General features: G+C 66.3%; 2 protein-coding genes. Both read left to right on the top strand.

The genetic code is table 11. From position 1 onward, the window contains the following. Positions 1 to 275 precede the first annotated feature (275 nt). Positions 276 to 10,295 (top strand): S-layer family protein, encoded by a 10,020-nt coding sequence (locus LQ232_RS23160; protein ID WP_230182771.1) that lies wholly within the window; start codon positions 276 to 278, stop codon positions 10,293 to 10,295. 115 nt (positions 10,296 to 10,410) lie between these two features. Next, positions 10,411 to 17,174, top strand: a 6,764-nt coding sequence (locus LQ232_RS23155) for a heme utilization protein (RefSeq protein ID WP_230182770.1), incomplete at its 3' end; no start/stop codon positions are given.

The raw sequence follows: 17,174 nt of genomic DNA, 5'->3' as shown, positions 1-17,174 counted from the left end.
GCGCTGCCGTGCATCTCCACCTTTTGGTCAAGCCCATCGACCACCCCTCGCCTTCAGTCTATTTAGACCGCGCCGATAAGTCCGAGGATGACTTGAAGAATCTCGCGGGCTGAAATCGGTTCTGAATGCCCCGGCTTATTCAAGCTTTGGAGGCTTGGTCCCGGATTTAGCCTCCATGCAGATTTATCAATTCTTTTTTTGATGAGCGGCTGGTTGGTGCTTTTCATGACCCGAAGCCGCTTTTCAGTGTGATTTACACCCAAGGGGTTTGACTTATGGCTTCGTTGATTCCACTGCTGTCCACCACGCAGATCGCGGCACTTTCGACCCAATCGATCGTCAACCTCGCCACATCCGACTGGGCTCTGTTCAACACGGCCCAGATCGCTGCGCTCACGACAGCCCAGATTGAAGCCATTGAAACCGCCGACATTCGAGCGCTGACCACGGCCTCGGTGGCCGCACTCACGAGCGACCAGGTCGCCGCCATGAACACCACGCACCTTGCTGCGTTGAGCACCAGCCAGGTGGCGGTGCTGAACACAGCCCAGGTGTCCGCCATTGAAACCACCGACATTGGCGCCCTGAACACAGCGGCCATCCGGGTGCTGACCACCTCGGCGGTGGGCGCCTTGACCACCGATCAGATCTCGGCCTTGAATTCGGCCCAGTTGTCTTCGCTGGCCACCACGCAGATCGTGGCCATGAACACCGCACAAATCGCCGCGATCGACACGGTGGATCTGCGCACGCTGACCACCGCTCAGATCGCCGCGATGACCACCGCGCAGATCTCGTCGCTGAACACGGACCAGGTCGGGGCACTGACCACTGCCGAAACCCGCGCCATCACCACGGCGGGCATCGCCGCTTTGACCACCGACCAGATCGTTGCCCTGACAACGGTGCAGATCGCCGCCTTGAGCACGACCCAGGTCGCCGCGCTGAACACGCGTCAGATCTCGTCCATCGACACCTCGGACATTGGCGCCCTGAACACGGCGGACATCCGCGCGTTGAACACCGCCGCCGTCGCCGCGTTGACGACCGACCAGATCGCCGCCTTGACCACGTCGCAGGTGAACGCCTTCGCCACCAACCAGATCGCCGCGCTGACGACAGACCAGGTCGCCGCGATTGAAACCGTTGACGTGGGCGTGATGAGCACCGCCCAAGTGGCCGCGTTCAACACCAGCCACGTGGCCGCCTTGACCACCGACCAGGTGGGCGCCTTGACCACCGCCGGCGTGCGGGCCCTGACCACCGCTGGGGTGGCCGCCTTGACGACCGACCAGGTCGTGGCGCTGAACACCGCGCAGATCTCCGCCCTGGGCACCAGCCAAGTGGCCGCACTGAACACGGCGCAAGTGTCGTCGATCGACACCAGCGACATCAGCGCGCTCAACACCGCCAGCATGCGCGCCTTGACGACCGCAGCCGTCGCCGCGCTGACCACTGACCAGATCGCCGCGCTGAGTTCGACGCAAGTGGCCTCCTTCGCCACCAACCAGGTCGCCGCCTTGAACACCGCCCAAGTGGCCGCGATCGAAACCACCGACCTGGCGGTCATGAGCACCGCCCAAGTGGCCGCGATGAACACCGCCCAACTGTCGGCACTGACCACCGACCAGATCGGCGTGCTGACGACGGCCGACGTGCGCGTGCTGAGCACCGCCGGCATCGCCGCATTGACCACCGACCAGATCGTGGCTCTGAACACCGCCCAGATCGCGGCCTTGGGCACAACCCAGGTCGGCGCACTGAACACGGCGCAAGTGTCGGTGATTGACACCAGCGACATCTCGGCCTTCAACACCGCCAGCATCCGCGCCCTGACGACCGCTGCCATCAACGCCCTGACGACCGACCAGGTCGCGGCCTTGAACTCCGCACAGATTTCAACCTTGGCCACGAACCAGGTCGCGGCCCTGCGCACCGACCAGGTCGCCGCCATTGACACGGCTGACCTGCGCGTCATGACCACCAGCCAGATCGCCGCCTTCAACACGGCCCAGGTGATTGCGCTGACGACCGACCAGATCGGCGCCCTGAACACCGCCGAAGTGCGGGCTTTGACCACCGCCGGCATCGCCGCCTTGACCACCGACCAGATCGCGGCCTTGAACTCGGCCCAAGTGGCTGCGCTGGGCACCACCCAGGTCGCCGCCCTCACCTCGAGCCAAGTCTCGGCCATCGAGACCGCCGACATCGGCGCGCTGAGCACCGCCTCCATCCGCGCCTTCAACACCGTCGCGGTGGGTGCGCTGAGCACCGACCAGATCGCCGCCTTGACTTCGACTCAGGTCGCCTCGCTGAGCACCAGCCAGGTCGCTTCGTTGAGAACAGACCAGATCGCCGCCATCGAGACCGCTGATGTGCGCGTGCTGACCACGGCACAAGCTGCCGCGCTGAACACCGCCCAAGTGGCCGCCCTGACCACCGACCAGATCGCAGTGCTGAACACGGCCGACGTGCGTGCGCTCACCACAGCCGCCACTGCCGCGCTGACGACCGACCAGGTCGTGGCCATGAACTCGGCCCAGATTGGCGCCCTGTCCACCTCGCAAGTGGCCGCGCTGAACTCGACCCAGGTCGCGTCCATCGAAACCACCGACATCAGCGCCCTGAGCACCGCCAGCGTGCGCGTGCTGAACTCGGTTGCCGTCACAGGCCTGACCACCGACCAGGTCGCCGCCTTGAGCACCACGCAAGTGGCCGCCCTGGGCACCAACCAGGTTGCCGTGCTGACCACCGACCAGGTCGTGGCCTTGAACTCGGCGCAAGTCGGCGTGCTGAGCAGCAGCCAGGCAGCCGCGCTGAACACCGCCCAAGTGTCCGTGATTGAAACCACCGACATCGGCAGCCTGAACACCGCCAGCTTGCGCGCCCTGACCACCTCGGCCGTGGCCGCACTGACCACCGACCAGGTCGTCAACCTGAGCTCGACCCAGGTCGCTTCGCTGGGCACCAATCAAGTGGTCGCGTTGACCACGGACCAGGTCGCCGCCATTGAAACGGTGGACCTGCGTGTGATGACCACGGCCCAAGTCGCGGTGCTGAACACTGCCCAAGCCTCCGCGCTGACCACCGACCAGGTGGGCGTGCTGAACACAGCCGACGTGAGGGCCTTGAGCACCGCCGCCATCGCCGCGCTGACCACAGATCAGATCGTCGCCCTGAACTCGACCCAAGTGGGCGCGCTGGCCACCAACCAGGTCGCTGCGCTGAACACCAACCAGGTCGCCGCGATCGAGACCGCCGACATTGGCGCCTTGACCACTGCCGATGTGCGCGTCTTGAGCACTGCCGCCATCGCCGCACTGACGACCGACCAGATCGTCGCTTTGACCTCGACGCAGATCGCGTCCATGACCACCACCCAGGTTGCCGCATTGACGACCAACCAGGTCTCGCCCATCGAGACGCTGGACGTGCGAGCCATGACCACCGCCCAGATCGCCGCGCTGAACACCGCGCAGATCGTGACCCTGACCACCGACCAGGTCGGTTCATTGAACACGGCCCATGTCCGCGCCCTGAACACGGCGGCAGTGGCCGCCCTGACCACCGACCAGATCGTTGCCCTGAACTCGGCGCAGATCTCCGCGCTGGCCACCAACCAGGTCGCGGCGCTGAACACGGCCCAGGTGTCAGCCATTGAAACCACCGACATCACCGCCCTGAACACGGCCAGCATCCGCGCCTTGGCGACCGCTGCCGTCGGCGCGCTGACCACCGACCAGATCTCCGTGCTGACCTCGGCACAAACCGCCGCGCTGAGCACCAGCCAGGTCACGGCCCTGACCACCGACCAGGTGGTGGCCCTGAGCACCACGCAGATCGGCGGGCTGGCCACCAGCCAGATCGCTGCGCTGAACACCGCCCAGGTCGCTGCCATCGAAACCAGCGACATTGGCGCCTTGAGCACCGCCGCCGTGCGGGCCCTGAGCACCGCCAACGTGGCCGCGCTGACCACAGACCAGGTCGCCGCACTGAACACCGCGCAGGTCGCCGCGCTGGCCACGAACCAGATCGCTGCCCTGAACACCAACCAGATCAGCGCCCTAGAAACCACCGATGTCAAGGCCATGACCACGGCCCAGATCGGTGCGCTGAACACCGCACAAGTCGCTTCGCTGACCACCGACCAGATCACGGCCCTGACCACCGCCGAAGCGCGTGCCATCAGCACCGCTGGCGTCGCGGCCTTGACCACTGACCAGATCGTGGCTTTGAGCTCGGCCCAGATCGGCGCCCTGGCCACCACCCAAGTGGCGGTGTTGAACACCGCCCAGGTGTCGGCCATTGAAACCCAGGATGTGGTGGCGCTGAACACCGCCGACATGCGTGCCTTGAGCACCTCGGCCGTGGCCGCCTTGACCACCGACCAGGTCGTGAACCTGAACTCGGTCCAGTTGGCCGCGTTGGCCACGACTCAGATCGCCGCGCTGACCACCGACCAGATCGCCGCCATCGAGACGGCCGACCTGAAGGGCCTGACCTCGGCCCAGGCCGCTGCCTTGAACACCGCCCAGGTTGCCGCGCTGACCACCGACCAGATCACGGTGATGAACACGGCCAACATCCGGGCCCTGACCACGGCTGGCGTCGCCGCCTTGACCACCGACCAGATCGTGGCGCTGGGCACCGACCAGATCAGCGCACTGGGCACCAGCCAGGTCGCTGCGCTGAACACCGCACAAGTGGCAGCCATTGAAACGACCGACATCGGCGCGCTGAACACCAGCCACGTCCGTGCCCTGAGCACTGCTGCTGTCGCCGCGCTGACCACCGACCAGGTCGCTCACCTGAACACGGCCCAAGTCGCCTCGCTGGCCACCAACCAGGTGGCCGCGATGACCACCGACCAGATCGCCGCCATCGAGACGACCGATCTGAAGGCCATGACCACGTCGCAGATCGCTGGCCTGACCACCGCGCAAGTGGCCGCCTTGACCACCGACCAGGTCGGCGCCCTGACCACGGCCGAAACCCGTGCGATCACCACCGCGGGCGTCGCCGCGCTGACCACCGACCAGATCGTGGCCCTGAACACGGTCCAGATCTCGGCCCTGGGAACCAACCAGGTCGCCGCGCTGAACACCGCGCAAGCCGCCGCGATTGAAACGACCGACATCGGCGCGCTGAACACGGCCAACATCCGGGCCCTGAGTACCGCTGCCGTCGCCGCGTTGACCACCGACCAGGTCGCCAATCTGACCTCGGCGCAAGTGTCGTCGCTGGCCACCAGCCAGGTGGTCGTGATGACCACCGACCAGATTGCCGCCATCGAGACGGTCGACCTGAAGGCCATGACCACGTCGCAGATCGCTGGTTTGACCACCGCGCAAGTGGCCGCCTTGACCACCGACCAAGTCGGTGCGATGACCACGGCCGAAGCGCGCGCCCTGACCACTGCCGGCATCGCCGCACTGACCACCGACCAAGTCGTGGCATTGAACACGGTTCAGATCTCCGCCTTGGGCACCAACCAGGTCGCCGCGCTGAACACCGCGCAAGCTGCCGCGATTGAAACCGGTGACATCGGTGCCCTGAACACGGCCAACATCCGCGCGCTGACCACGGCCGCCGTCAACGCCCTGACCACCGACCAGATCGCCAACCTGACCACGGCGCAAGTCGCCTCGCTGGGCACCAACCAGATCGCCGCGATGACGACCGACCAGATCGCGTCCATCCAGACGACAGACCTGAAGGTCATGACCACGGCCCAGATCGCCAGCCTGACCACAAACCAAGTGGCCGCCCTGACCACCGACCAGATCGGCGCCTTGACCACGGCCGAAGCCCGCGCCATCACCACGGCCGGCATCGCTGCCTTGACCACGGACCAGGTCGTCGCCCTGACCACCGTTCAGATCGCCGCCCTGGGCACCAGCCAGGTCGCCGCGCTGAACACGGCACAAGTCGCCGCGATTGAAACCGGTGACATCGGTGCGCTGAACACGGCCGACATCCGCGCTTTGAACACCGCCGCCGTCAACGCCCTGACCACCGACCAGATCGCGGTCATGACCACGGCCCAGATCTCGTCGTTCGGCACCAGCCAGCTCGTCGCGATGACCACGGCCCAGATCGCCGCCATCGAGACGACCGACCTGAAGGCCATGACCACGGCCCAGATCGCCAGCCTGACGACCACGCAAGTGTCCTCGCTGACCACTGACCAGATCGGCGTCCTGACCACGGCCGAAGCCCGTGCCATCACCACGGCCGGCATCGCCGCCCTGACCACGGACCAGATCGTCGCCCTCACCACCGTTCAGATCGCCGCCTTGGGCACCAGCCAGGTCGCCGCGTTGAACACCGCCCAAGTGGTCGCGATTGAAACCGGCGACATCGGCGCCCTGAACACGGCCGACATCCGCGCCCTGAACACGGCGTCGGTCGCAGCACTGACCACCGACCAGATCGCGGTCATGACCACAGCTCAGATCGCCTCGTTTGGCACGAGCCAGATCGGTGCGATGACCACCGACCAGATCGCCGCCATCGAGACCACCGATCTGAAGGCGATGACCACGTCGCAAATCGCCAGCCTGAACACGGCGCAAGTGTCCGCCTTGACCACGGACCAGATCGGCGTGTTGACCACGGCCGAAGCGCGTGCCATCACCACGGCCGGCGTCGCTGCCCTGACCACGGACCAGATCGTCGCCCTCACCACCGTTCAGATCGCCGCCTTGAGCACCAGCCAAGTCGCCGCGCTGAACACGGCCCAAGTGGCCGCGATTGAAACCGGTGACATCGGCGCCCTGAACACGGCCGACATCCGCGCCTTGAGCACCGCCGCCGTCAACGCCCTGACCACCGATCAGATCGCCTTGATGACCACGGCGCAGATCGCTTCGTTCGCCACCGCCCAGATCGCCGCGATGACCACGGCGCAGATCGCCGCCATCGAAACAACCGACCTGAAGGCCATGACCACGGCCCAGATCGCCAGCCTGACGACCACGCAAGTGTCCTCGCTGACCACCGACCAGATCGGCGCCCTGACCACGGCCGAGACCCGCGCGTTGACCAACGCCGGCATCGCTGCCCTGACCACCGACCAGATCGTGGGCTTCACCACCGTGCAGATTGCTGCCCTGGGCACCAGCCAGGTCGCCTCGCTGACGACCGCGCAAGTGGCCGCCATCGAGACCGCCGACATCGGCAGCCTCAACACGGCCAGCATGCGCGCCCTGACCACCGCTGGCGTGGCCGCCCTGACCACCGACCAGATCGCCACCCTGAACTCGGCGCAACTGTCGGCCCTGAGCACCACGCAGATCGGCGCGCTGAACACCAACCAGGTCTCCTCGATTGAAACGGCCGACCTGAAGGCCATGACCACGGCCCAGATCGCCAGCCTGAACACCGCGCAAGTGGCCTCGCTGACCACCGACCAGATCGGCGTCCTGACCACGGCCGAAACCCGTGCCCTGACGACGGCCAGCATCGCTGCCCTGACCACCGACCAGATCGTGGCCTTGAGCTCCACCCAGCTGGGCGCCTTGAGCACCCAGCAGATCGGCGCGCTGAACACGGCCCAGGTGTCTGCCATCGAAACCACGGACATCGCCGGCCTGAACACCGCTGACATCCGAGCCCTGAACACGGCCAACGTCGCGGCCCTGACCACCGACCAGATCGCGGTCATGACCACGGCCCAGATCGCCGCCTTCGGGACCACGCAGATTGGTGCGCTGACCACCAACCAGGTCTCCTCGATTGAAACCACCGATCTGAAGGCCATGACGACGGCCCAGATCGCCAGCCTGAACACCGCCCAGGTGTCCTCGCTGACAACGGCTCAAATCAACGTCCTGACCACGGCCGAAGTCCGCGCCCTGACCACGGCGGGCATCGCTGCCCTGACCACGGACCAGATCGTGGCCCTGAGCACCACGCAGATCGCCGCCTTGGGCACCACCCAGGTCGCCGCCCTGAACACCGCCCAGGTGTCCGCGATCGAGACGACGGACATGGGGGCCCTGAACACGGCCGACATGCGCGCCTTGACCACCACGTCGCTGGCCGCCTTGACCACCGACCAGGTCGCCGTTCTGAACTCGGCCCAGTTGGCAGCCCTGTCGACCACCCAGGTCTCGGCGCTGACCACCGACCAGATCGCCGCGATTGAAACCGCTGACATCAAGGCCATGACCACGGCCCAGATCGGCGCCCTGACCACGGCCCAAGTGACCGCGCTGACGACCGACCAGATCAACGTGCTGACCACGGCCGAGACCCGCGCCTTCACCACCGCTGGCATGGCCGCCCTGACCACCGACCAGATCGTGGCGCTGACCACGGCTCAGATCGCCTCGCTGGGCTCCACCCAGGTGGCCGCCCTGACGACCGCGCAAGTGGCCGCCATCGACACCGCCGACATCGGTGCCTTGACCACCACCAACATCCGCGCCCTGACCACGGCCGGTGTGGCAGCCCTGACCACCGATCAAGTGGCCAACCTGACCTCGACCCAGGTCGCGGCCCTGAGCACCACCCAACTGGTGTCGCTGAACACCGCGCAGATCTCGTCCATCGAGACCACCGACCTCAAGGCCATGACGACGGCCCAGATCGCTGGCCTGACCACGACGCAGATCGGTGCCCTGACCACCGACCAGATCGGCGTGCTGACCACGGCGGAGGTTCGCGCCTTCACCACCGTCGGCATCGGCGCCCTGACCACCGACCAGATCGCTGCACTGAGCACCACTCAGATCGGCGCACTGGGTACCAACCAGGTCGCGGCCCTGAACACGGCTCAGATCTCGGCGATTGAAACCACCGACATCACGGCCCTGAACACCGCCGACATCCGCGCCCTGACCACGTCTGGCGTCGCTGCTCTGACCACCGACCAGATCGCCGCCATGACCACGGCGCAGATCTCGGCCTTTGCCACCAGCCAGATCGGGTCGCTGACCACCAACCAGATCGCCGCCATCGAGACGACCGACCTGAAGGCCATGACCACGGCCCAGATCGCGTCCTTCAACACCGCCCAGGTCTCCTCGTTCGGCACCGACCAGATTGCGGTACTGACCACGGCGCAGGTGGTGGCCTTCACGACGACCAACATCGCGGCCCTGACCTCGACCGAAGTCGCCGCCTTCGACACCGTGGCCATCCATGTGTTGACCACCTCCCAGGTGGCCGCGCTGAACACCAGTGCGATCTCGGTCCTGGACACGGCCGACATCGTGGCCTTCACCACCGCCGGTGTCCACGCCTTCACCACGGCCCAGATCGCCGCCCTGAACACCGATGCAGTGGCCGCGTTCACCACAACGCAGATCCACGAGCTGACCACGACTCAGATGCAGGCCTTCACGACCGACCAGATCGTGGCCCTGGAGACGACCGACCTGGCCGCCCTGAGCATGACGCAGAGCGTGGCCTTCACCTCGACACAGGTCGGCGCGATGAGTGCCGCCCAAGTGGATGCGCTGATCTCCGCCTCGCCCATCGTGCTGGACCTGAACGGCGACGGGGTGCACACCACCTCGGCGGCGCATGGCAACACCTTCGACCTGAACGCCACTGGCGCCACCAGCCAGCACGGCTGGACATCCTCTGGCGACGGCTTGCTGGTGATGGACCGCAACCATGACGGCACCATCAACAACGGCACCGAACTGTTCGGCACCGGCACCACCCTGGCCAATGGCCAGCGTGCAGGCGACGGCTACGCGGCCTTGAGGGAGCTGGACTCCAACCACGACGGCAAGATCACGGCCGCCGATGCCCACTTCAAGGACCTGCAGGTCTGGGTCGATGGCAACGGCGACGGCATCACCAACGCTGGCGAGCTCAAGACCTTGGCCAGCCTGGGCATCATCGAGCTGGACCTGGGTGCCAAGACCGGCACGGAAATCGACAACGGCAACCTGCTGGGCCTGGTCTCTGGCTACAAGACCTCCGACGGCGCGTCTCACGACATGGCCGACGTCTGGTTCAGCAAGGAAGTCGGCAGCTCGACGACCACCGCCACGACCGTCCCGGTGGATGACGCCAATCTGCACGCCACGGTGCAGGCCTCGGCAGCAGCATCGGCCACCGGCGCAGCGGGTGAGGACGGCACCAAACCGGCCACGCCCCTGGCGGTCAGTGCCCAGGACCTGTTGTCAGACCGAGGGCAGGACTTGCTGGCAGGACATGCGGATCCGGCAGCCAGCCAGACCACGCTGGATGTGGCATCCGTCACACACCACTTGCCGCTGGTTCCGATCGACCACACGCAACTGGTTGACGACAAGCAGAACAACCTGCTGATCTGACATCCAAAGAAAAAACAGGCTGGGCCACCGAGAGGTGGTCCAGCCTTAAGTATTTGAAATCTTTACCGATATTTTTGCTTACATGCCAGAAGCACTGGCTGAAAAAGGGTAGACCATGTCCTCGCTGATTCCGATGTACACGACCACGCAGATCGCTGCGCTGTCGACTCAATCGATCATCAACCTCTCCACGGAGGACTGGGCTGCCTTCAACACCGCGCAAGTCGCAGTGTTGACCACCACTCAGGTCGGGTCCATCGAGACCAGCGGCCTGCGCGCCCTGACCACGGCGGCATTGACCACGCTGGGCACCGCCCAGATGGCCGCACTGAATTCGGCACAAGTCGCCGCTTTCACGACCAGCCAGGTGTCGATCTTGACCACGGCCCAGGTCGCCGCCATTGAAACCGCAGACATCGTCGGACTGAGCACCAGCGACATGCTGGCCCTGACCACCGCCGGGGTGGCCGCCATGACCACCAACCAGGTCCTGGCCCTGAACTCGGCCCAGGTCAGCGCCCTGAACACCACCCAGGTCGCAGGTATGACGACGGCGCAAATCGCGGCCATCGATACCGCCGACCTGCGCGCCATGACCACGGCCCAGATCGCCGGCATGACCACCAACCAGGTTGCCGCGCTGACCACGGACCAGGTGTCGGCCCTGACCACCTCCGCTGCCCGTGCCTTTGGCACCTCGGCCACGGCCGCACTGACCACGGCGCAGATCGTTGCCTTGAATTCTGCCCAGCTGTCGGCCATGAGCACCGGCCAGGTCGGTGCATTGACGACCGCCCAGGTGGCCGCCATTGACACCAATGACATCAAAGCCCTGACCACCGCCCAAGTCGCGGCGCTGACCACGGCCGGTGTCGCTGCGCTGACCACCGCGCAAGTTGCTGCGCTGACCACCAGCGAGGCTCGCGCCTTGACCACAGCAGGCGTCGCCGCCTTGACCACCGCGCAAGTCGTGGCCCTGGACTCCAGCCAAGTGGCTGCACTTGGCTCAAGCCAGGTTGCCGCTCTGACGACGGCCCAAGTGGCTGCCATCGAAACCACTGACATCAGCGCCCTGACCACGGGCAATGTCCGTGTTTTGAACACGGCCGACGTCGCCGCCTTGACCACCGCGCAAATCGCGGCCCTGGACTCCAACCAGGTATCCGCCCTGACGACCACCCAGGTCGGCGCGTTGACGACCGCCCAGGTCGCCGCCATTGACACCAATGATGTCAAGGCCCTGACCACTGCCCAGGTCGCTGCCTTGACCACGGCTGGCGTCGCTGCCCTGACCACCGCGCAGGTCGCCGTGATCGAGACCGCCGACATCCGCGCCCTGACCACCGCCGGCGTGGCCGCCTTGACCACCGCCCAAGTTGTGGCATTGGCCTCCAGCCAGGTCGCTGCCTTGACATCTGGCCAAGTCGCCGCGTTGACGACCGCCCAGGTCGCCGCCATCGAAACCAGCGACATCACTGCCCTGACCACGGCCAATGTCCGCGCCCTGACCACCGCTGGTGTGGCTGCGCTGACCACCGCCCAAGTCCTGGCCCTGGATTCCACCCAGGTGGCCGCATTGACGACCGCCCAGGTTGGCGTGTTGACGACAGCCCAAGTGGCTGCCATCGACACCAATGACATCAAGGCCCTGACCACGGCCCAAGTGGCTGCCCTGACCACGGCGGGCGTCGCTGCACTGACCACCGCCCAGGTCGCCGCCTTGACCACCAGCGAGGCCCGAGCCTTGACCACGGCAGGCGTTGCTGCCTTGACCACGGCCCAAGTCGTGGCCCTGGATTCCAGCCAGGTTGCCGCACTCGTGTCCACCCAAGTGGCCGCCCTGACGACCGCGCAAGTCGCTGCCATCGAAACCACCGACATCAGCGCCCTGACCACGACCAATGTCCGCGCCCTCACCACCGCTGGCGTCGCTGCCCTGACCACGGCCCAGGTCGCCGCCCTGGAGTCCACCCAGGTTGCTGCCCTGACCACCACCCAGATCGGTGCCCTGACGACCGCCCAAGTCGCCGCCATCGACACCAATGACATCAAGGCCCTGACCACCGCTCAGGTGGCGGCCCTGACCACGGCCGGTGTCGCTGCCCTGACCACGGCGCAAGTCGCGGTGATCGAAACGACCGACATCAAGGCCCTGACCTCCGTCCAGGTGGCCGCCTTGACCACGGCCCAAGTCGTGGCCCTGGACTCCAGCCAGATTTCCGCATTGGTGTCCACCCAAGTGGCCGCCCTGACGACCGCGCAAGTCGCTGCCATCGAAACCACCGACATCAGTGCCCTGAACACGACCAATGTCCGCGCCCTGACCACCGCTGGCGTCGCTGCACTGACCACGGCCCAAGTCGCTGCCCTGGAATCCACGCAGGTCTCTGCCTTCACGACCACCCAGGTCGGCGCCCTGACAACGGCCCAAGTGGCCGCCATCGAAACCGCCGACATCAAGGCCCTGACCACCGCCCAGGTGGCCGCCCTGACCACCGCCGGTGTCGCTGCCCTGACCACAGCGCAAGTCGCCGTGATCGAAACGGCCGACATCAAGGCCTTGACCACAGCTCAGGTGACCGCCTTGACCACGGCCCAAGTCGTGGCACTGGACTCCAGCCAGATTTCCGCATTGGTGTCCACCCAGGTCGCCGCCCTGACGACAGCGCAGGTCGCCGCCATTGAAACCACCGACATCAGCGCCTTGAACACGGCCAATGTCCGTGCCCTGACCACCGCCGGTGTCGCGGCTCTGACCACGGCCCAAGTCGTCGCCCTGGACTCCAACCAGGTTGCTGCCCTGACCACCACGCAAGTGGGCGCTTTGACGACCGCCCAAGTGGCCGCCATCGACACCAATGACATCAAGGCCTTGACCACGGCTCAAGTGGGTGCTTTGACCACGGCAGGCGTCGCTGCCCTGACCACCGCGCAAGTCGCGGTGATTGAAACGGCCGACATCAAGGCCCTGACCACCGCCGGTGTCGCCGCATTGACCACGGCCCAAGTCGTGGCCCTGGATTCCAGCCAGGTGTCTGCCCTGACATCCACCCAAGTGGCTGCTTTGACCACGGCCCAGGCTGCGGCCATCGAGACTTCCGACATCAGCGCCCTGAACACGACCAACGTGCGGGCCCTGACCACCACCGACCTCGCCGCCCTGACCACCGCTCAGGTCGCTGCCCTGACCTCCACCCAGGTGGCGGCTCTGACCACAGGCCAAATCGCTGCCCTGACGACCGCCCAAGTGGCGGCCATCGATACCACCGACATCAAGGCACTGACCACTGCGCAAGTCGCCGCTTTGACCACAGCGGGCGTCGCTGCCCTGACCACGGTGCAAGTCGCCGCGATCGAAACGGCTGACATCAAGGCCTTGACCACCGCCGGTGTCGCTGCCCTGACCACCGCCCAAGTCGTGGCCCTGGACTCGGCCCAAATCGCAGCCCTGGTGTCTACCCAAGCGGCTGTTTTGACGACGGCCCAGGTGGCCGCCATCGAAACCGCTGACATCAGTGCCCTGAACACGACCAATGTCCGTGCGCTGACCACAGCAGGTGTCGCTGCCCTGACAACGGCCCAGGTGGCCGCCATGGAATCCACGCAGGTTGCTGCCTTGGCCACCAGCCAGGCTGCCGCCATGACCACGGCGCAGATCGTCGCCTTGAACTCTGCCCAGGCTGCCGCACTGACGACCGCCCAGGTCGCAGCCTTGACCACCGCGCAGGTGGCCGCCATTGAAACCACGGACATCAGTGCCCTGAGCACCGCCAATGTCCGCGCCCTGAACACGGCCGATGTCGCCGCCCTGACCACGGCCCAAGTCCTGGCCCTGAACTCGTCGCAGATCTCTGCGCTGACCACCAGCCAGATCGCTGCCCTGACGACGGCCCAAGTGGCCGCGATCGACACCAATGACATCAAGGCCCTGACCACCGCCCAGGTGGCCGCCTTGACGACCGCCGGTGTCGCCGCCCTGACCACCGCCCAAGTCGCCGCCATGGAGACGGCCGACGTGCGGGCCCTGACCACCGCGGGCACAGCGGCCCTGACCACCGCGCAAGTCGTGGCCCTGGACTCGGCCCAAGTCGCTGCGCTGACCACTGGCCAGGTGGCCGCCTTGACGACGGCCCAAGTGGCCGCCATCGAGACCAGCGACATCACCGCGCTGAACACGCTCAATGTCCGTGCCTTGACCACCGCTGGCGTCGCTGCGCTGACCACCGCCCAGATCGTGGCCCTGGACTCGGCGCAGGTTTCTGCCTTCACCACCGCCCAGATCGCCGCCTTGGTCACCGCCCAGGTCTCGCCCATCGAAACACTCGATGTGCGCGCCATGACCACGGCACAAATCGCCGCGCTGACCACAGCCCAGGTCGCCTCCCTGAACACCAATCAGGTGAACTCACTGACCACGGCGGAAGCCCGTGCCTTGACCACCGCCGGCATCGCCGCGATGACCACGGCGCAGATCGTTGCGCTCAACTCCGCGCAGATCGGTGCGCTGGTCACCAGCCAGGTTGCCGCACTGACGACCGCCCAGGTGGCGGCCATCGAGACCGCTGACATCAGCGCCTTGAACACGGCCAATGTCCGCGCCTTGACCACCGCTGGCGTCGCTGCCCTGACCACGGCACAAGTTGCCGCCCTGGACTCCACCCAGATCGCCGCGCTGGCCACCAGCCAAGTGGCTGCGCTGACCACCGCCCAGGTCGCCGCCATTGAAACGGTTGACATCAAGGCCCTGACCACCGCCCAGGTCGCTGGTTTGAGCACGGCCCAAGTGGCCGCGCTGACCACCGCCCAGGTGGCTGTGATCGAAACGGCCGACATCAAGGCTTTGACCACCGCTGGTGTGGCCGCCCTGACCACCGCCCAGATCGTGGCCCTGGACTCCACCCAGGTCGCCGCCTTGGTCTCAGCCCAAGTGGCGGCCTTGACGACGGCCCAGGTCGCCGCCATTGAAACCACCGACATCAGTGCGCTGAACACGACCAATGTTCGCGCCCTGACCACCGCTGGCGTTGCTGCCCTGACCACGGCCCAAGTCGTTGCCCTGGACTCCAACCAGGTTGCCGCCCTGACCACCACGCAAGTCGGTGCCTTGACAACCGCTCAAGTGGCGGCCATCGACACCAATGACATCAAGGCCTTGACCACCGCCCAGGTGGCTGCTTTGACGACCGCCGGGGTCGCCGCCCTGACCACGGCCCAGATCGCTGTGATCGAAACGGCTGACATCAAGGCTTTGACCACCGCCGGTGTCGCTGCCCTGACCACGGCCCAAGTCGTGGCCCTGGACTCCACCCAAGTCGCCGCCTTGGTCTCCAGCCAAGTCGCCGCCTTGACGACGGCTCAGGTCGCCGCCATTGAAACCACCGATATCAGCGCGCTGAACACGACCAATGTTCGCGCCCTGACCACCGCTGGTGTCGCTGCGCTGACCACGGCCCAAGTCGTCGCACTGGACTCCAACCAAGTCGCTGCTCTGACCACCACGCAAGTCGGTGCCTTGACGACCGCTCAAGTGGCGGCCATTGAAACCGCCGACATCAAGGCCCTGACGACCGCTCAAGTCGCGGCGCTGACCACCGCGGGTGTGGCTGCCCTGACCACCGCACAAATTGCTGTGATCGAAACGGCCGACATCAAGGCTTTGACCACCGCCGGTGTCGCGGCCCTGACCACCGCCCAGATCGTGGCCCTGGATTCCACCCAGGTCGCGGCCCTGACCTCCACCCAGGTGGCTTCGCTGACCACGGCTCAGGCCGCGGCCATCGAGACCTCCGACATCAGCGCCCTGACCACCGCCAACGTGCGGGCCCTGACCACCACCGACCTGGCCGCCCTGACAACCGCTCAGATCGCCGCGCTGACCACCACCCAGGTCTCTGCCCTGACCACTGGCCAGATCGCTGCCCTGACGACCGCCCAAGTGGCGGCCATTGACACCACCGACATCAAGGCCCTGACGACCGCGCAAGTCGCTGCCCTGACCACCGCCCAAGTGGCGGCTCTGACCACGGCCCAGATCGCTGTGATCGAAACGGCCGACATCAAGGCCTTGACCACAGCCGGTGTCGCTGCCCTGACCACGGCCCAAGTCGTGGCCCTGGATTCCACCCAAGTCGCCGCCTTGGTCTCCAGCCAAGTCGCCGCCTTGACGACGGCTCAGGTCGCCGCCATTGAAACCTCCGACATCAGCGCGCTGAACACGACCAACGTGCGCGCCCTGACCACCGCTGGGGTCGCTGCCCTGACCACCGCCCAAGTCGTGGCCCTGGACTCCACCCAGGTTGCGGCTTTGACGACCACCCAGGTCTCCTCGCTGACCACGGCTCAAGTGGCTGCCATCGAAACCGCCGACATCAAAGCCCTGACCACCGCTCAGGTGGCTGCTTTGACGACCGCTGGTGTCGCTGCCCTGACCACGGCGCAAGTCGCCGTGATCGAAACAGCGGACATCAAGGCCTTGACCACCGCCGGTGTCGCGGCCCTGACCACCGCCCAGATCGTGGCCCTGGATTCAACCCAGGTCGCTGCCCTGACCTCCACCCAGGTGGCTTCGCTGACCACGGCCCAGGCCGCGGCCATCGAGACCTCTGACATCAGCGCCTTGACCACCGCCAACGTGCGGGCCCTGACCACCACTGACCTGGCCGCCCTGACCACGGCCCAGATCGCTGCCCTGACCACCACCCAGGTCTCTGCCCTGACCACTGGCCAGATCGCTGCCCTGACGACCGCCCAAATCGCTGCCATCGAAACCACCGACATCAAGGCCCTGACCACCGCCCAGGTGGCTGCCCTGACGACCGCTGGGATTGCTGCCCTGACCACGGCGCAAGTCGCCGTGATCGAAACGGCCGACATCAAGGC

This window comes from Aquabacterium sp. CECT 9606 (genome assembly GCF_918741295.1).
In the GTDB taxonomy this organism is placed as follows: Bacteria; Pseudomonadota; Gammaproteobacteria; order Burkholderiales; family Burkholderiaceae_C; genus Aquabacterium.
The sequence above is the reverse complement of the archived record's forward strand: the minus strand, read 5'-3'. Positions and strand labels throughout refer to the sequence as shown.